Source organism: Devosia sp. A16, assembly GCF_001402915.1.
In the GTDB taxonomy this organism is placed as follows: Bacteria; Pseudomonadota; Alphaproteobacteria; order Rhizobiales; family Devosiaceae; genus Devosia_A.
The window spans coordinates 4,309,190-4,327,531 of the sequence record NZ_CP012945.1 but is presented as its reverse complement, the minus strand read 5'-3'; the positions used below and the strand labels follow the sequence as shown (position 1 = coordinate 4,327,531).

Below are 18,342 nucleotides of genomic sequence, written 5' to 3'. Positions count from 1 at the left end.
GTTATGCCGCGGTCACCACAATGGCGCCACGACGCGTCGCGACGATCGTGTGCTCGTACTGCACGCACGGGGCCGGCGGATCGGCCACCAGCGTCCACTCGTCGTCCTCGTCGCGTTGCTCGGCCATCCGGCCGCCGAGCGACAGGAACGGCTCGACCGTGAACACCAGTCCCTCGGTGATGAGGCGTCGGTCGGACTTGTCGGGCCAGGTGGCGATCTCGCCGGGCTCGTCGTGCAAGCTGTCGCCGACGCCGTGGCTCGCGAGGTTTTCGATCAACGTGTAGCGATGTTTTTTGGCGAAGGCGCCGATAGCGATGCCGATGCCGTTGAGCGGCGCCCCGGTCTTCACCGCGCGGATCCCCTCCCACATCGCGCGCTTGCCGTCGCGGCACAGCGTCACCAGCCGCGGATCGGCCTCGGGCACGAGGAACGACGCGCCGGTATCGGCGAAGACGCCATCGAGCTCCGCCGACACATCGATATTGACCAGGTCGCCGGGGTGAATCACCCGGCTGCCGGGAATGCCGTGCGCGATCTCCTCGTTCACTGAGATGCAGGTGGCGCCGGGAAAATCGTAAGTGATCTCCGGCGCCGACCGCGCCCCTGCCGCATCGAGGATGCGCCGCCCGATATCGTCGAGCTCCTGCGTGGTGATCCCCGGCTTGAGCGCGGCCGCCATCGCATCGCGCGCCACCGCACAGATGCGGCCAATGGCCTTGAGCTTTTCGAGTTCGGCTTCGGTGGTAATGGTCAAGTCGCGCAGGTCCCGGCTTCCGCCATGTGTGTGAGGTCGTCGATCAGCGGGTTGTGCTCGCCGTCGCGGACGTAGCCGGTATGCCGGAGCCACATCCACATAGTGACGCGGTGGACCAGTGTATAGATCCAGAGCGCCGCTTCGGGATTCGAATGATCGATCTCGCCATAGCCGGCACGGATATGCGGGGTCGAGCCCGGCGCGTCGTGCTCGGAGCAGAACAGCGCCTTGGCGAGGTCGCATACAGCGTCCGAGGCTCGGGCATTGCCATAATCAAGCAGCCCGGTCAGCTGCAGCCGCCCCGCTGCATCACGCTCACCAAGCAGGTTGTGCGGCTGGAAATCGTCGTGGGCGAAGACGGCGCCGCGGCTTTCGGCGATGACATCGGCATGGGCTGCGAAGATGGCTTCCAGTCGCTGCGCCAGTGCCTCGCCGCCGCCGAAGTGGCGGAACCGGCCGATGCTATAGGCAAAGCGCCGGTCGAGGTATTCGCTGTTGGTCGCCGAGGGATCGACCACGCCCTGTTCGCCGAAGGCGCCATAGCCGCCCGGCACCGACACGGAGTGCAGCTTGCGCAGCATCGCGCCCATCTGCCGGTAGAGATCGGCAACGTCCGGCTCGTGCTTAAAGGTCATCACCTGCCTGCCGGGCAGGTAGTTCGCAATGGTGTAGCGGAACGGCAGGCGCGTCCGGCTCTCGTCGGAGGCGAGGAAGCGAGTCATGGGCACATCGAGGTCTCGCAGCAACTGCGAGGCATAGACCTCCTTGCCGGTCGCGTAGGGGAATGCATCTTTGAACGCCTTGAGCACCAGCGGCCCGCCATGGGCACGGTCGATGCGGAACGAGCGCGCCCCGCCGCCGATAAGCTCAGTCACTGCCGTCGGCACCCCGAGGCCAAGCTCACCAAACAGTGCCGCGAGCTTCGCGATGTCGAGGTCGACCGGCGGCATCTTGTACGACGGCTCCGCCACCGCCTCGATTTGTGTCATTCCCCCCACCCCTAGCTTCGCTAGCCAATTTTGGGGGCAAGCTACGCTGCGCGCCCTGCAAGGGGAAGGGAGAACGAAGGGGCGGAAGCGCCCCTTCGCGCCTTCAGCCCTTGAGCTTCAGGTACGCCTCGACCAGCCCCGTGGTCGAGCTGTCGTGGGCCGTTGCCTTCTCCGTCCCCTGCACCTTGGGCAGCAGCGCCTTGGCCAGCTGCTTGCCGAGCTCGACGCCCCACTGGTCGTACGAGTTCACGCCCCAGATGGTGCCCTGCACGAACACCTTGTGCTCGTAGAGCGCGACCAGGCTGCCGAGCCGCTCCGGCGTCAGCTTGGGATACATAAGCGTGTTCGAGGGCCGGTTGCCCGGGAACATCTTGTGCGGGGTCAGTTCCTTGATCCGCGCCTTGTCGAGGCCCTGCGCGGTGAGCTCCGCCACCACCTGGTCCTTGCTCTTGCCCAGCATCAGCGCCTCGGACTGCGCCAGGACGTTCGCCACCAGCTTGTCGTGGTGCGGCGGCAGTTGCTCATGCGGCTGCGCGGCGATCAGGAAATCCACCGGGATCACGTCGGTGCCCTGGTGGATCAGCTGGTAGAAGGCGTGCTGGCCGTTGGTGCCCGGCTCGCCCCAGATGATCGGCCCGGTCGGATAGTCGACGGGCTTGCCGGAGAGCGTCACCGACTTGCCGTTGGATTCCATGTCCTGCTGCTGCAGGTAGGCAGCGAAGCGGGACAGCCGCTGGTCATAAGGCAGCACGGCGTGGGTCGAAAAGCCCCAGGCATTGCGATACCAGATGCCGAGCACGCCCATGATGACCGGCAGGTTCTTTTCCAGCTTGGTCTTGAGGAAATGCTGGTCCATCTCGTAGGCGCCCCTGAGGAACGCCTCGAAATTCTCGTAACCCACGGCAATCGCCACCGGTAGGCCGATGGCCGACCACACCGAATAGCGGCCGCCGACCCAGTCCCAGAAACCGAAAATGCGGTCGGGCTTGATGCCGAAATCGGCGCAGGCCGTTAAATTGGTCGAGAGCGCCGCGAAGTGATCCGGCACCGCCGCTTCGCCCAAGGCCCCCGCGATCCAGGCGCGGGCCGTCGCCGCGTTGGTCATGGTTTCGTCGGTGGTGAAGGTCTTGGAGGCGACGATGAACATCGTCCGCTTCGGGTCGAGCCCCTTCAGCACATCATGGATATGCGCGCCGTCGACATTGGAGACGTAGTGCGCCCGAAGGTCCGGACGAGTGTAGGGCGCCAGGGCCAGCGTCACCATGGCCGGACCGAGGTCCGAGCCACCAATACCGATATTGACGACATCGGTGAAGCTGTCGCCGCTCGACCCCTTGATCGAGCCGTTGCGCACTGCGTCGGAGAACCCCTTCATCGCGGCGAGCACGCCGCGGATCTCGGGCATCACGTCCTTGCCGTCGACCACCACCTTCTTGTCGCCCATGTAGCGCAGCGCCATGTGCTGCACCGCGCGATCCTCGGTGATGTTGATGTGCTCGCCCTTCCACATCGCGTCACGCCGCTCCTCGACGCCGGCATAGCGCGCCAGTTCGAACAAGGCGGCCATCGCCTTCTCGTCGATGCGGTTCTTCGAGTAATCGAGCAGCAAGTCGCCCGCTTTGGCGGAGAAGGTCTTGAAGCGATTGGGGTCCGCCGCGAACAGTTCGCGCATATTGGTCTCGTCGAGACGCTTGCGCGCTTTCATCAACGGGTTGAGGAGGGACTTGCGGGGGGTGGCCATGACGCTGTTCTCCAGACTTCCTCGTTGGTCGCGCGGTCGAACCGGAAAAGTCTGCAACTTTTCCTGACCACGCTCCGTGTCAGCGGGCGGCGATGTCGCCTGCCGCCCATGTCGCTCGGGTTTGTGCCGCATAATCGGCAAACGCACCAGCCTCGATCGCGGTGCGGGCACCAATGCAGAGCTGCTGGTAGTAGCTCAGGTTGATCTGGCTCAGGATCATCGCCCCGAGCATCTCCTCGGTGCGGATCAGGTGGTGCAGGTACGCGCGGCTGAAGCGGCGGCAGTTCGGATTGGGCGACTCCTCGTCGAGCGGACGCGGATCGTCCTTATGCCGGGCGTTCTTCAGGTTGATGACACCGAAGCGGGTATAGGCGTGGCCGTGCCGGCCGGCTCGGGTCGGATGCACGCAATCGAACATGTCGACGCCGCGTTCGATGCCGCCCAGGATATCGTCGGGCTTACCGACGCCCATCAGATAGCGCGGCTTGTCGGTCGGCAGTTCCGGCGTGATTTCGCTCAGCACGCGGAACATCACCTCCTGCGGCTCGCCCACCGCGAGACCGCCGATCGAATAGCCGTTGAAGCCGATCGACTTGAGTCCTGCGGCCGAACGGCCGCGCAGCTCGGCATTGTCGCCGCCCTGCACGATGCCATGCAGCGAGCGGTAGGGCTGGTTGCCGAATGCATCCTTGCTCCGCTGCGCCCAGCGCAGCGACAGCTCCATCGCCCGCTCCATCTCCTTGTAGTCGGAGGGTAGCGGGATGCACTCGTCGAGCTGCATGATGATGTCGCTGTCGAGCAGCGTCTGGATCTCGATCGAGCGCTCCGGCGTCAGCTCATGCGCCGACCCATCGATATGCGAGCGGAAGGTGACGCCGTGCTCGGTGAGCTTCCGGAGCTTGGCCAGCGACATCACCTGGAAGCCGCCGCTATCGGTAAGGATCGGCCGCTGCCAGTCCATGAAGTCATGCAGCCCGCCCAAAGCCGCGACGCGCTCGGCGCCCGGGCGCAGCATCAGATGGTAAGTATTGCCCAGAAGGATATCGGCGCCGGTTTCGCGCACCTGCTCGGGGTACATCGCCTTGACGGTGCCCACAGTCCCCACGGGCATGAAGGCCGGCGTCTGCACGTCGCCGCGCCACGTGTCGATGCGACCGCGGCGGGCCATGCCATCGGTGGCGGTCAGGGTGAAGGAGTAATCGGATTTCATGGGCGGGTCTTACCGCCCGGACGTGCAACTGTCATCCCTGCCGGCAGTTGCCCGTCCGATTTTCGCCATGCTCGACCGTCACCCCTCGGGATGTTTCGATTCCGAGGTTTTTGATGCTGCGTGCTTTTCTTGTCGCCCTCGCCCTGTCTGCCGCCCTGCCCGCGGTCGCGGAGGATGTGAACCCCGTGGAGGGGCATTACTCCGGTGCCGGAGAAGGTGAGCTGACCGTCGATCTCACCCACATCGAGAATGACCGCTACGCCATTTCGATCAACACGACGACCCCGATGGAGAACGACGTGCCGGGCTGCGGCGGCGGCATCGACGGAGAGGTCCTGCTATCCGAACAAGGCGGGAATTTCTTCGTCGAGAACGAGTCCTACGACCCGGAGGGAGGCCCGCTTGCCGCCGAGCGCTATTGCGAGATCGGCCTCGTGTTTGACGGCCAAGGCGGGCTCGAGATCGAGGAACGCGACGGTTGCCTGGGGTATCACGGCGCGGCGTGCGGCTTCACCGGCACGCTGCTGCACGACGCCGCGGGCCTTTGAGGTCGCCGTTGCGGGAGGGGTGGGGCCGCCACCCCTCATCCAGGGTCAGTCTGCGCGAAACAGCAGGCTGGAATCGCCGTACGAATAGAAGCGATAGCCATTGTCGATAGCGTGCCGATAGGCCGCCCGCATCGTGTCGAACCCGGCAAAGGCGCTGACCAGCATGAACAGCGTCGAGCGCGGCAGGTGGAAATTGGTCATCAGGATATCCACCGCGTTGAAGCGGTAGCCCGGCGTGATGAAGATGTCGGTGTCGCCGACGAAGGGCTGCAGCGTGCCCGTCGCGCGCGCCGCAGTCTCGAGCAACCTCAGGCTGGTGGTCCCCACCGCGACCACGCGGCCGCCCTTCACCTTGGCGGCGAGGATACGCTCGACCACCGCCGCGGGAATGTCGCCCCATTCGGCATGCATCACGTGATCGTCAGTATCGTCCACCTTGACGGGCAGGAACGTCCCTGCCCCGACATGCAGCGTCACCCGCTCGAGGCTGACGCCGAGATCGGCGAGCTGCTGCAACAGGCGCTCGGTGAAATGCAGCCCCGCGGTCGGCGCGGCCACGGCGCCGTCGCGGGCCGCATAAACCGTCTGGTAGTCGGTCTTGTCGCGCTCTTCGGTGTGGCGCTTGGCCTCGATGTAGGGCGGCAACGGCATGGCGCCATGCGCCTTGATCGCTTCGTCCAGCTCGGCCCCGACGAGGTCGAATGCCAGGGTGATCTCGCCGGTCTCGCCCTTGCCGGTGACCGTGGCGGTGATCGAGCCGTTGTCTCCAAGTTCCAGCCGATCGAGCAGCTGCAGTTTCTTGGCCGGTCGGGCGAAGGCCCGCCAGGTGCTGGCGTCGACCCGCTTGTGCAGGTTGAAGCTGACATTGGCGCGGAGCTCGCCGCGGATGCGGGTGCCGGTCAGTTCGGCCGGCAGCACGCGGGTGTCGTTGACCACCAGCACGTCGCCGGCGCGCAACACGCGCAGCAAGTCGGTGACCCGGCCATCTTCCAGCGGCTCGCCCGGCCGCACGATGAGCATGCGAGCCGAATCCCGCGGCTCGGCGGGGTGGAGCGCGATGCACTCGTTGGGCAGATCGAAATCGAAATCGTCGACGCGCATCAGGTGCCGGAGCAGCTCACCGCCCAGGCGCCCTGGCCGGGAACGCGCATCGTGCCGCCATAGACCGGTGCATCGGCCTCGGCGGCCTTGAACAGCCGGAGTTCGGCGATCCGGGTGGTTACCGCAGGATCGACCGCGTCGATCAAGATCATGGTCTCGGTCTCGAACGCCTGGCCGACCGCGGTCGGATCACCCGGTCCGTAGGCCGGATCGGTGGCCCAGACCTTTTCGCCGACGGTAATGGTCATGCCGGCGATCGACAGGACGTCGGTGGCGCCCACGAGGAAATCGAAGCTGGCGCCGCCGTCGGCCGACGCGCAGTTGACCCACTCCGTCGCCAGCGACGGGGTGGCGAGGCCGCAAAGGCCGAGGGCGATTGCGGCCAGCCGGATCATTCGGCGAGGTCCGCCGCGACCTTCACGGAGATCATCGAGTCCGGATCGCGCACCGGCTCGCCGCGCTTGATCTGGTCGACGTTCTCCATGCCCTCGATGACCTTGCCCCATACGGTGTACTGGCGATCGAGGAAGCGGGCGTCGCCGAAGCAGATGAAGAACTGCGAGTTGGCGCTGTCCGGGTTCTGGGCGCGGGCCATCGACGCAGTGCCGCGCACATGCGGCTCGGCGTTGAACTCCTGCTTCAGGTTCGGGTACTTCGACGAGCCGGTGCCGGTGCCGGTCGGATCGCCGGTCTGCGCCATGAAGCCATCGATCACGCGATGAAAGACGATGCCGTCGTAGAAGCCTTCGCGCGCCAGCTTCTTGATGTGCGCGACATGGTTCGGGGCCAGGTCAGGGCGCATGGCGATGACCACCTTGCCCTTGGTGGTTTCGATGACGAGGGTGTTCTCGGGATCGGCATAAGCCATGGTAGTTTCCTTGTGTTGTCGCGCCCGTGAACCGCGGAACTCCGCGGCTCGCGTTGCGCGGCCTGCCTTACTTGTATTCGATCTTGGCGGAGATGATCTTGTCGGGATCCTGGACCGGCTGGTCGCCGTTGCCCTTCTTGATCTTGTCGACGAACTCCATGCCCGAGACCACCTTGCCCCAGATGGTATACTGGCCATCGAGGTGCGGCGCGTCGGCGAACATGATGAAGAACTGCGAGTTGGCGCTGTTCGGGTCGGACGAACGGGCCGCCGCGACGACGCCGCGGGTGAACTTTTCCTTGGTGGTGAACTCCGCCGGCAGATCGGGCAAATCGGAGCCGCCCATGCCGGTGCCGGTCGGATCACCGCCCTGCGCCATAAAGCCGTCGATGACGCGGTGGAAGACGATGCCGTTGTAAAAACCCTTTTCGGTGAGTTCGATCACCCGCTTCACGTGACCCGGCGCCAGGTCGGGCCGAAGCTCGATATCGACGATGCCGTCCTTGAGCTCCAGGATCCAGTGCGGCTTGCCCTCCTGGGCCTTGGCGGCCTGCGGAGCGGCGATCGAGACGGTGAAGAAGGCGGCGACCGCGGCGAGGAGAATGCCAAGGATGATGCCGGCGCGCTTGATGGGATCGGTCATTGTTTCTTCAGTGCCTTGAGGACGATGGGCGGGACAAAGGCGCTGATGTCGCCTCCGAGTTCGGCGATCTGACGCACGAGCGTGGCCGAGATGTGGCGGACATGCGGGCTGGACGGCAGGAACACCGTCTGCAGGTCCGGGGCCATCTGGGCATTCATGCCCACCATCTGCATCTCGAAATTATAGTCGGTGGTATCGCGCAGGCCGCGGATGATCAGCCGCGCGCCGGCGGCGCGGGCGGCGTTGACCATCAGGCCGGAGAAATCGACGAACTGGAACTCGGTCTCGGTGCGCTTGCCGATCGGCTCGAGCACGGCGCGCAGCAGCGCCACACGATCCTCATGGCTGAACAGCGGCTTCTTGGAATGGTGGGTCCCCACCGCGATCACCAGCGTATCGACCAGCTTGCAGGCCCGCTCGATCACATCGAGGTGGCCATTGGTCAAGGGATCGAAGGAGCCGGGATAGAAGCCGACTAGTCTGGCCATGGCGGAGCGCCCTCCCCGTTGTCGTTGCGGCGGGTTTTGTCACGGCAAGCCAATTATGGCAAGCCGGGCGCCAGGAGCTGGAGAGATCGCTGCAGCGCGGAGACTTCCCTGCCGATCCCGAGCGCTCGCCGTCAATCGGCCGGCAGCGCCGCTGCCCGGATCAGCCTGACGGAGTTGCCGATGCAATCGAGCGCCCGTGCCAGGGCGACGTCCGTTTCCGCCGCCGTGAGCTGAAACTCTTCGAGATAGTCGCCGAGCGGCAACTCCAGCGTGCGCTCCAGCATGCGGACCACCGCGCTCCTGGCATTCTCGATGGGCATGTGCACACCGGCAGCAAAGTAGATGGCGAGATCGGCGGCCAGGGCCTCCATTGCTCTCGCGTAGGCGACCTCCGTCGCCACTTGCACCTTGGCGGAGGTTTCTGCGACTACCATACGAATCCGTCCCGTAAGACCTATGGTATCGTTCGTAACCGGAATGTATCGGGTTACACCACAACTGATCCCCGGTCGGGCGATCACATTTTATGTTCAGCCGTGGCGCTGCAGCGCCAGCCAGATGGCCGCGCCGATCAGAATGATGCCGGCGATGCGGTTGACCAGCAGCATTCGAGTGTCGCCAAGTGCCCCACGCGCCCGTGCGGCGAGATAGACATAGACGCAATCGGTAATGAGACCGGCGGCCATCTCGATCAGCCCGAGCACGACCACCTGCGGCCACGCCGGGTAAGCCGGGTTGACGAATTGCGGCAGGAACGCCCCGAAGAAGATCAGGGCCTTGGGGTTGCTCCACAGCACCAGGAAGCCGGCCGCCGCCTGCTGCAACGGTGAGCGCGCCGCGACAGGCCGGTCTATGGCGATGGCGTGCCGGCTGGTGATGTAGCCCCAGCCGATCCATACCAGATAGGCCGCGCCGGCATATTTGATGATGTCGAACGCCGCCCCGACGAAGCCGGTCACCGCCTCGAGCGCCAGCGCCACCACCAGCACCATGGTGAAGCGCCCCACCTGCACGCCCGCCTCCATCCACAGGCCCGCCGCCATGCCGCGCGCCAGCGCCGTGCTGACAAGCGCCGACACGGTAACGCCAGGGACGATCACCACGACGAACGCGGCGACGACGAACGAGATGAGGATCGGCAGGTCAGGCATGGCGGCGGGGCCTCAGCATCCCCACCCGGATTGAGACAGTGCCGTCAGCTCCGCCTCTGGAACGCCAGCCAGATGCCGCCGATCATCAGGATGACGCCCGATACGCGGTTCATCATCCGCACCCTTGCCGTGGTCAGCAGCTGCCGGGCGCTGCCGGCGATCACCGCATAGACACAGTCCGAGGCGGTGGCGACGGCCATGACGATCAGCCCCAGCACCATGATCTGCTCGAAGGCCGGGCGGCTCATGTCGATGAACTGCGGCAGGAACGCCCCAAGGAACAGCAGCGTCTTGGGGTTGGACCAGTTGATCAGCGCCCCCTGCCAGATGTAGCGCGCGAGCGGGAGTTTTTCGCCCGGCGTGCCCATTTCGAGCTTGCCCGACGACGTGAACATCTTGAAGCCGATCCACACCAGATAGGCGGCGCCGGCGAACTTGATGACAGTGAAAGCTTCGGACACCAGGGTCATCACCGCATCGAGGCCCACCGCGACGATGAACACCATGGTGAGCATGGCGATCTCGGTGCCCAGGATGGTCAAGAGGCCCGCCTTGGTCCCGCGGGCCAGCGAGTTGGCGACCACCACGGTGACCGATGGGCCGGGCACGATGGCGAAGAGCAGGCACGCCGCGACATAGGGTAGAAGGATGGCGGGATCGATCATCTCGGGACTCCGGGTCAAGCAGACGGAGAGCCAGCCACAGGCCGGGGCAGACTGCAAGAGCCTTCGATCCGCCCGAGATTTGCCGTCCGGCGGAAGGACCCTAATGGCCCTGCGACACCATCCAGACGGAACACGCCGCGAGTCCGTTCTTCACTCTCGACGGCATGGTGGGAAACCCCACCGTGCTGGAACGCAAACGGGCGGCAATTGCCGCCCGTTGCTTGATCGAAGCCATGTCGCCGTCAGGCGGCGCCGTCATCACCGGGCTCATCGGCCTCGGGCTCGGCATCCTCGCCTTCGGGTTCGCTGATCCGCTCGACCGACACCACTTTCTCGCCGTCGGCGGTGTTGAACACCGTAACCCCCTGCGAGGAGCGGCCGACGATGCGAATGCGATTGTCAGGGCCGGCATCGACCGGCACGCGGATCACCTGGCCACCATTGGTCACCAGCATGATCTGATCGCCATCCTCCACCGGGAAGGAGCCGACCAGCGGGCCGTTGCGCTTGTTCACCGCCATGGCGACGATGCCTTTGCCGCCGCGGCCGGTGATCCGGTACTCGTGGCTCGAGGTGCGTTTGCCGTAGCCGTTTTCCGAGATGGTCAGGATGAACTGCTCGGCAGCCGACATTGCCGCATAGCGCTCCTGGCTCAGCTCGCCCGCCGGCACCGCATCCTCGGCATCGTCCGATGCCTCCTCGGCTTCGCCTTCGCCACGCACCGCGCGGCTCATCTTCAGGTAGGCGGCACGCTCGGAGGAGTCGGCGTCGAAATGGTGGATGATCGCCATCGAGATGATGCGATCGCCCTCACCCAGGCTGATGCCGCGCACGCCGGTGGAGTCGCGGCCCTTGAACACGCGAACCTCGTCGACCTGGAAGCGGATCGCCTGACCCAGCGCCGTGGTCAGCAGCACGTCGTCATTGGCCGTGCAGGTGGCGACATCGACGATGCCGTCCCCTTCATCGAGCTTCATGGCGATCTTGCCGTTCTTGTTGATCTCGACGAAGTCGGCCAGCGAATTGCGTCTGACCGTACCGCGTATCGTCGAGAACATCACGTCGAGCTGCTGCCAGCTGCCCTCGTCCTCGGGCAGCGGCATGATCGAAGTGATGCGCTCGCCCGGATCGAGCGGCAGCATGTTGATCAGCGCCTTGCCGCGGGCCTGCGGTTCCCCGACCGGCAGGCGCCAAACCTTCATCTTGTAGACCTGGCCGGCCGACGAGAAGAACAGCACCGGGGTGTGGGTATTGGCGATGAACAGCCGGCTGACGAAATCCTCGTCACGCGTCGCCATGCCGGAGCGGCCCTTGCCGCCGCGGCGCTGTGCCCGATACGAGGTGAGCGGCACGCGCTTGATGTAGCCGCCATGGGTCACGGTGACCACCATGTCCTCGCGGGCGATCAGGTCCTCGTCCTCGAAATCGCCGGCGGCTTCGTCGATGACGGTGATGCGCGGCGTGTTGAACTGTTCCTTGATCTCGGTCAGTTCGTTCCGGACGATCTCCATGACGCGCTCACGCGAGCGCAGGATGCTCAGGTACTCGGCAATGTCCTTGCCGTGGCCATTGAGCTCCTCGCCGATCTCGTCGCGGCCGAGCGCCGTGAGGCGGCTGAGCGTCAGGGCGAGAATGGCGCGCGCCTGCTCGTCGGAGAGCTTGAAGGTACCGTCCTCGTTGATCTTGTGGCGCGGGTCGTCGATCAGCGCGATCAGCGGCGCCACGTCGCGCGCCGGCCAATCCCGCTCCATCAGCCGCTCGCGGGCGACGCCGGCGTCGGGCGAGGTGCGGATCAGGGCGATCACGTCGTCGATATTGGCCACCGCCACGGCGAGGCCGACGAGGATGTGGGCGCGGTCACGGGCCTTGTTGAGCAGGAACCGGGTGCGGCGCGTCACCACCACTTCGCGGAACTCGATGAAGGCCGTCAGCATCTGCTTGAGGCTCATCAGTTCGGGCTTGCCGCCGTTGAGCGCCACGAAGTTGCAGCCGAACGAGCCCTGCAGCGGAGTGAAGCGATAGAGCTGGTTCAGCACCACGTCCGCCACCGCATCGCGCTTCAGTTCGATGACGACGCGCATGCCGTTGCGATCGGACTCGTCGCGAATGTCGGAGATGCCTTCGATGCGCTTGTCGCGCACCAGTTCGGCCATCTTCTCGATCATCGTCGCCTTGTTCACCTGATACGGGATCTCGGTGATGATGATCGCCTCGCGCTCCTTGCGCATCTCCTCGATATGCGCCTTGCCGCGAATGAGGATGGCGCCGCGGCCGGTCTCATAAGCCTGGCGGATGCCGGAACGGCCCAGGATGATGGCGCCGGTCGGGAAGTCCGGTCCCGGCAGCACGGTCATCAGGTCCTCGGTGAGCGCACCGGGATTGTCCATCAGCATCAGCAGGGCGTCGATAACCTCGCCCAGGTTGTGCGTGGGGATGTTGGTCGCCATGCCCACGGCGATACCGCTGCCGCCGTTGACCAGCAGGTTGGGGAACCGCGCCGGCAGTACGGTCGGCTCCCGCTCGGAGGCGTCGTAGTTGTCCTTGAAGTCGACAGTGTCCTTGTCGATGTCCTCGAGCAGGCTGTCGGTAACCTTCTCCATGCGCACTTCGGTGTAGCGCATGGCGGCCGGCATATCGCCGTCGACCGAGCCGAAATTGCCCTGCCCGTCGATCAGCGTGACGCGCAGGGAAAACTCCTGCGCCATGCGGACCAACGAGAAGTACACCGCGTCGTTGGAGTGCGGGTGGTACTTACCGATCACGTCGCCGACCACGCGCGCCGATTTGCGGTAGGGCCGGTTCCACGCGTAGCCCTGCTCGTTCATCGAGTGCAGGATGCGCCGGTGCACCGGCTTGAGGCCGTCGCGGACGTCAGGCAGCGCCCGGCTCACGATCACGCTCATGGCGTAATCGAGATAGGACTTGCGCATCTCGTCGCTGATCGAAATGGGAGCGATATCGGAGGGCGGCGGCGGTGCGCCGTTCTGGTCGTCGGTCTTGTCTGCCACGGGGCCGTTTTCGAACTATGAAACCTGGCGCAAGCTTTAGGCGATTCCCAATCCGAAGACCAATCGGCGCTGGATGGCCGACGGGGATGTCCACGGTATTGGGGAAGGAAGCCACGCTACGCGCCAAGTCACATTGCCGTGGGTTTGCGGCAACTTTGGGCCGGAATCGCCGCTCGGCGCCACAATCGGGGCCATGCCGCCCTCTCAAACGGCTGGACGCACGGCACGTGAATCCGTAGTAATCCGCGCCTGACGCGGGGCGCCATCGTCTAGGGGACGAATCTATTGTCGAAGAATACTTTGCTGGGCCGGCTCTGGAACTGGGCCTTCGGGCATGATCGTTCCATCGGTTTCGGCCTCGAGGTGCTTGGTCACCTCACGCTTAAGCAGCCACGCATCGTTGCCGTCTTTGTCCTGCTGATGACTGTGTTCTGCGCAGTCAACGTGCCGCGCGCCAGCGTCGATGGCGACATGCTCCGGGTGTTCGCGCATTCGGGCGAAGAATACGACAACTACGAACACCTGGCGAATACGTTCGGCACCTTCGAGAACGACATCTACCTCTTGGTCAACTCACCTGACCTGACCAATCCGGATACCATCGAGACGATCCGCGCCATGGCGCTGGACCTGTCGAACAGCGAATACGTCACCGGCACGATGTCGGCGTTCACGCTGCGCAAGCCCGGGCCGGACGGCACGACGCTGCCGGCCGTGCCGGAGGGCATGGCCAACGCCGACGAGGTCAAGACGGCGCTCACCGAGCTCTACCAGAACGACCCGATGATGCGGAATCTCATCAACCCCGACCTTTCCGGGGTGGTGATCATCGTGTTCCCCGATCCCGAGATGACCAAGGGAGGCGGCACCAAGCAGATGATCGCGGCGCTCCGCGACATCGTGAAGGACTATGAGAGCACCAGCGTGCAGGTCGAGCTGACCGGCCCGCCGATCTGGACCTCGGAGATGCTGAGCGCCGCAGTCGGCGACCAGATCAAGTTCACCGTCTATGGTTTCGCGCTGGGATCGCTGATTGCGCTGTTGTCACTGCGCTCGTTCTGGGGCGCCGTGCTGGTGGCCGCGACGCCGTTCATCGCCATCCTGTGGGTGATGGGCCTCATCATCTTCCTGTTCGGTTCGTTCTCCTTCCTCACCATCATCGTGACCACGATCGTCCTGGTGATCGCCTTCGCGGAGAGCTTATTCTTCATCTTCAACTGGCTCGCCTACTGGCGGGAAGGCATGGATCCCTACAAAGCCGTCGACGAGACGGTGCGCGTGGTGGGCCCGGCCAGCGCGCTGACCATGCTGACCACGCTGGTGTCGTTCGCCTCGCTGTCATTGACCGCCGGCCAGGGCATCCAGGAATTCTCTTATGCCGGCACGCTGGCGTCGCTGACCAACTTCATCTGCCTGATGACGTTCCTGCCGCTGCTGTTGAAGCTGGCCATCCGGCTGGGCTTCAAGGCGCCCAAGCCGAGCTTCGCCATCACCGCGCCGATCCCGCTGGCCTGGTTCATGGCCCGCAAGTTCGGCCGGGCGATCGCGGCGATCGCCATCGTCGGCACGGGACTGCTGCTGATCCCCTACTTCCTGATCCAGCCGCATTTCTCGTTCGAAGACTTCATGGCGAAGGGCTCGACGGCGCTGACGGCGGCCGAGCAGATCGACCAGGGCGTCGGCGGGGTGGCCCCGCTCTATGTCAGCATTCCGCTCAAGGAAGGCGTCTCGGACGTCGGCGACGAGGACTTCAAGACCATAAAGCTGGTGCACGACATCGTCGAAAAGCACCTGGGCGCCAACAAGGTCATCTCGGCCGCCGCATTCACGCATTACGCGGAGTCCGGCTTCACCCGCGAGCAGATCTTCAACGCCGTTGGCGACCTGAAGCGCCGCTTCGTTTCCGATGACGGCATGCATGCGCTGATCACCGGCTTCATGCCGACGATCATCGACTCCGAGGAGCTGGTGAAGCTCAAGGAAGGCATCCAGGCCGACGTCAAGGCAGCCGGCATCGAAGGCGCCGAAGTGGGTGGCTTCCGGGTGATGACCACCTACGCCACCGACAACATCGTGCGTGGCCTGCAGCTCGACCTCACCATCTCGGTGATCGTCAACCTGTTCCTCATCGGCTGGGCATTCCGCTCGCTGCGCGTTGCGGTGGCGACCGCCATTCCCAACCTGTTCCCGATCCTGGGCACCGAAGCCTATCTATGGTGGTCGGGAGCCGGGCTGCAGCTGACCACGGTGCTGTCGCTGACGATCGCGTTCGGTATCGCGGTGGACGACACCACGCACTTCCTGTCGCACTACCTGCATGCGCGACGCGAGGAAGGCCGCTCGCATATGGACGCGATCCACCACACGATGGAACGCATCGGCGGCGCCATCATCGCCGCGACGCTGATCCTGTGCTCCGGCACGGCGATCGTCATGTTCTCCGAACTGCCGCAGGTCGCATTGTTCGGCACACTGTTTGTGATAACTCTCGGCTTTGCAGTCATCGGAGATGTGTTCATCCTGCCTGCACTGCTGGTCGCCGGGGGGCGATTCTTTCATCCGCTTGGAGGCGTTAAGAAATGAAGCTGTTCGGACCCCTGCCGCGAATTCTCGCGCTCGCCGGTCTGCTTGCCGCAACCCCGATGGCCGTTGCCCCCGCAATGGCCGCGCCGGCGGACGTGGCGCTGCTGAAGTCCTATCTCGGCAGCTGGAAAGGCCGCGGCACGCTGGTCGGGGCCGACAGCGAGTCCGTGGTGTGTCGCCTGTCGCTCAGCGAAGGCAACTCGGACAAGGTCAACTATTCCGGCCGTTGCACGCTCGCGGGCACCAGCCTCGCGGTCAACGGCACGCTGGCCTACAACGACTCGGCCCGCCGCTATGAGGCCGCGATGACGTCGAACGTCACCTTCTCCGGGCTCGCGGTCGGCAAGAAGTCGGGCGACAACATCGTGTTCAACCTCAAGGAGCGGAACAAGGACGAGGAAGGCAATGACCTGACCGTCACTGCTGCGATCATCCTCAAGGGCAAGGGCCAGGCGATCGGCGTCGATTTCCAGGTGATCTTCAATGCCACCGGCGAGATGCTCAAGGCCTCGGTGCCGTTCACCAAGTAGGCGTTTCGCCACCGATACGCGTTTCGACGGGCGGCCCAGTGCCGTCCGTTCGCGTTTGTGGTGAATTGATGAGGGGTGATGCTAACTACCGGCTTGCGCTGATGTTAACGAGAGCATGGCACACAGACTGCACTCGAACCGGTAGCTGGAGCCTCGCCTCATGGCCCCAACGGCCTCGAAATCCCTGACCAGACGCGCGGCGCTGTTCGTCGCGGCGATCTGCGTGGCGATCGTGGTGCTGGAGGGCTGGCGCGAGTGGGTGGCCTATGATGCCGCGGTGCGCAAGGTCGAGCTCGATACCCGGAACCTCGCCCGGTCGATGCGCCAGCATGCCGAGGACACCTACGAGATTGCCGATCAGGCGGTGTCGCTGGTCAGCTTCCAGCTGGAAACCGCCGGGCTCGACGATGCGGCGCTGCGGCAGACCGAGGCGTTCATGCTGCGCACCATGGACAGCGCCAAGCGCCTGCGCGGCATCTACGTGTACGATGCCGACGGCAACTGGATGGTGACCACCGCTGCCGACATGCCGGCCGGCGACAACCAGAGCACCTATGGCTATTTTCGCGCCCACATGAATTCGCCGAGCGATGCGCTCTCGTTCGGCGCCCCGGTCCGCGGCGCCGAGAACGACGCCATGATCACCACCGTGAGCCGACGTTTCGACAAGCCGGATGGCAGTTTCGGCGGTGTCGTGGTGGCGGCGATCGATGCGCGGTACTTCGCCGATGTCTACGACAGCATCAACGTCGGGGCGCTCGGCACGATCAGCCTTTACGACAGCACTGGCCGGCTGCTCAGCCGCAAGCCCTACCACCCCGATCTGCTGGACGAGAATCTCGGCGAGGGCGAACTGTTCGAAGCCGACGCCAGGGCCGAGCCCTCTGGCGCACACCACTACGATTCAGCCATAGACGGGCATCGGCGGATTGGCGGCTTCGACCGCGGCACACGTTACCCGGTGGTCTCGGTGGTGGCGGTGTCGCATGACGAGGTGCTGGCCGACTGGGGACGCGGGGCCGTGCAACGTGGCGCCATCACCCTGGGGCTGACGCTGGCGGCCGGCCTGCTCGGGCTGCGGCTGGTCGAGCAGATCCGGCGCCGGCAACGGAGCGAGGGCGTGCTCGAACAGAAGGAGGCGGAGTTCCGGCTGCTGGCCGAGAGCGCCAGCGACCTGGTGGAGCGCTTCGAGACCGACGGGACCCGTACCTACATCTCCCCTGCCCTCGAGCGGCTGACCGGTTACCGGCCCGCGGACATGCTGGGCAAGAATGCCTTCGAGGTAGTGAACCCACTCGACCGGCAAGCCGTGGAAGCGGCGGCAGCACGGCTGCGCGACGGCCTGTCGGAGCAGGAGACGGTATCGTTCCGGGTCGAGCACAAGGACGGACGCGAAGTCTGGCTCGAGACCTCGCTGCGCATCGCCGCGGAGCGCTCCGAGCGGCTGTCGGTCGTCGGCGTGACGCGTGACATCACCGAACGCAAGCACCTGGAGCTGCAGCTCGAAGGCCTCGCCATGCGCGATGGCCTGACCGGCATTGCCAACCGGCGAGCGTTCGACGACGCACTCAGCCGCGAGGTGGCGCGGGCGCGCCGCCTTGCCAGCCCTTTGGCGCTGCTGATGATCGACGCCGACCGCTTCAAGCGCTTCAACGACGATCATGGTCACCTCGCCGGCGACGCCTGCCTCAAATCGATCGCCGCCGTCGCCGTCATGAGCGCCCGGCGGCCCACCGACCTTGCCGCGCGCTATGGCGGCGAGGAGATGGCAGTGCTGCTGCCGGACACCGATATCGAGGCCGCCCGGACCATTGCCGCCGAGCTCTGCAGGCAGGTGCAGGCGCTTGCCATCCCGCATGCGCGCAACCTGCCGTGGCGGGTGGTGACGGTGAGTATCGGCGTCGCCATAATCGATCCGCGTGACGAGGATGCCGTGCATGACGGCTCGTGGCTGATCAGCACCGCCGACCTGGCGCTCTATGACGCCAAAAGCCAGGGACGGAACCAGAGCGTCGTGGCGCCGGTCAACACCCGGCCGCCACGACTGGTCGGCTGAACGCCCT

17 protein-coding genes are annotated in these 18,342 nt (G+C 65.1%); 4 read left to right on the top strand and 13 right to left on the bottom strand.

The annotated features are described in order from the left end of the window. Position 1 precedes the first annotated feature (1 nt). The 4 genes from map to tgt all read right to left on the bottom strand — a co-directional run bounded on the left by map (position 2) and on the right by tgt (position 4,694). Positions 2-754, bottom strand: a complete 753-nt coding sequence (map, locus tag APS40_RS20705; protein ID WP_055048848.1) for a type I methionyl aminopeptidase — start codon at positions 752-754, stop codon at positions 2-4. Beyond that, positions 751-1,743 carry a phosphotransferase family protein gene (locus APS40_RS20700; RefSeq protein ID WP_055048847.1) on the bottom strand — a complete coding sequence of 331 codons (993 nt, stop codon included), beginning with the start codon at positions 1,741-1,743 and terminating at the stop codon, positions 751-753. The genes map and APS40_RS20700 overlap by 4 nt, the downstream gene beginning before the upstream one ends. Positions 1,744-1,846: 103 nt before the next feature. Then, positions 1,847-3,484 (bottom strand): glucose-6-phosphate isomerase, encoded by a 1,638-nt coding sequence (pgi, locus tag APS40_RS20695; RefSeq protein WP_055048846.1) that lies wholly within the window; start codon positions 3,482-3,484, stop codon positions 1,847-1,849. Positions 3,485-3,563: 79 nt separating this feature from the next. Next, positions 3,564-4,694 (bottom strand): tRNA guanosine(34) transglycosylase Tgt, encoded by a 1,131-nt coding sequence (tgt, locus tag APS40_RS20690; protein WP_055048845.1) that lies wholly within the window; start codon positions 4,692-4,694, stop codon positions 3,564-3,566. Positions 4,695-4,807: 113 nt separating this feature from the next. Between tgt and APS40_RS20685 the strand changes: the two genes are divergently transcribed. Further along, the gene (locus APS40_RS20685) at positions 4,808-5,242 is read left to right on the top strand and encodes a hypothetical protein (protein WP_055048844.1); all 435 of its coding nucleotides are present in this window, start codon (positions 4,808-4,810) and stop codon (positions 5,240-5,242) included. A 45-nt stretch (positions 5,243-5,287) separates the two neighbouring features. On the opposite strand, the gene queA is transcribed toward APS40_RS20685, so the two are convergent. The 9 genes from queA to gyrA form a co-directional block, all read right to left on the bottom strand. Then, positions 5,288-6,343, bottom strand: coding sequence for a tRNA preQ1(34) S-adenosylmethionine ribosyltransferase-isomerase QueA (queA, locus tag APS40_RS20680; protein ID WP_055048843.1), 1,056 nt, complete (start codon positions 6,341-6,343; stop codon positions 5,288-5,290). Then, positions 6,343-6,738, bottom strand: coding sequence for a hypothetical protein (locus APS40_RS20675; RefSeq protein WP_055048842.1), 396 nt, complete (start codon positions 6,736-6,738; stop codon positions 6,343-6,345). The genes queA and APS40_RS20675 overlap by 1 nt, the downstream gene beginning before the upstream one ends. Beyond that, a complete protein-coding gene (locus tag APS40_RS20670) occupies positions 6,735-7,211 on the bottom strand; it encodes a peptidylprolyl isomerase (protein WP_055048841.1) in 477 nt (158 codons plus the stop codon). Before APS40_RS20670 ends, APS40_RS20675 begins: the two co-directional genes overlap by 4 nt. 67 nt (positions 7,212-7,278) lie before the next feature. After that, a complete protein-coding gene (locus APS40_RS20665; RefSeq protein WP_082434574.1) occupies positions 7,279-7,854 on the bottom strand; it encodes a peptidylprolyl isomerase in 576 nt (191 codons plus the stop codon). After that, positions 7,851-8,342 (bottom strand): pantetheine-phosphate adenylyltransferase, encoded by a 492-nt coding sequence (gene coaD, locus APS40_RS20660; RefSeq protein ID WP_055048840.1) that lies wholly within the window; start codon positions 8,340-8,342, stop codon positions 7,851-7,853. Before coaD ends, APS40_RS20665 begins: the two co-directional genes overlap by 4 nt. Positions 8,343-8,473: 131 nt before the next feature. After that, complete coding sequence (locus APS40_RS20655; RefSeq protein WP_156343023.1) at positions 8,474-8,776, bottom strand: hypothetical protein; 303 nt, start codon at positions 8,774-8,776, stop codon at positions 8,474-8,476. A 96-nt stretch (positions 8,777-8,872) separates the two neighbouring features. Next, positions 8,873-9,493, bottom strand: coding sequence for a LysE family translocator (locus tag APS40_RS20650; protein ID WP_055048838.1), 621 nt, complete (start codon positions 9,491-9,493; stop codon positions 8,873-8,875). Between the two features lie 44 nt (positions 9,494-9,537). Further along, positions 9,538-10,158, bottom strand: a complete 621-nt coding sequence (locus tag APS40_RS20645) for a LysE family translocator (protein ID WP_055048837.1) — start codon at positions 10,156-10,158, stop codon at positions 9,538-9,540. A gap of 242 nt (positions 10,159-10,400) precedes the next feature. After that, entirely contained in the window at positions 10,401-13,166 is a 2,766-nt protein-coding gene (gene gyrA, locus APS40_RS20640; RefSeq protein WP_055048836.1) for a DNA gyrase subunit A, read from the bottom strand. Between the two features lie 285 nt (positions 13,167-13,451). Here gyrA and APS40_RS20635 point away from each other — a divergent pair, with 285 nt between their 5' ends. The 3 genes from APS40_RS20635 to APS40_RS20625 all read left to right on the top strand — a co-directional run bounded on the left by APS40_RS20635 (position 13,452) and on the right by APS40_RS20625 (position 18,335). Further along, on the top strand, positions 13,452-15,749 hold the full coding sequence (locus tag APS40_RS20635; RefSeq protein ID WP_156343022.1) for an efflux RND transporter permease subunit: 2,298 nt from the start codon (positions 13,452-13,454) through the stop codon (positions 15,747-15,749). After that, a complete protein-coding gene (locus APS40_RS20630; RefSeq protein ID WP_055048834.1) occupies positions 15,746-16,279 on the top strand; it encodes a hypothetical protein in 534 nt (177 codons plus the stop codon). Before APS40_RS20635 ends, APS40_RS20630 begins: the two co-directional genes overlap by 4 nt. Positions 16,280-16,439: 160 nt before the next feature. Continuing rightward, positions 16,440-18,335: a sensor domain-containing diguanylate cyclase gene (locus tag APS40_RS20625; RefSeq protein WP_055048833.1), complete on the top strand. Its 1,896-nt coding sequence runs from the start codon at positions 16,440-16,442 to the stop codon at positions 18,333-18,335. Positions 18,336-18,342: the final 7 nt, after the last annotated feature.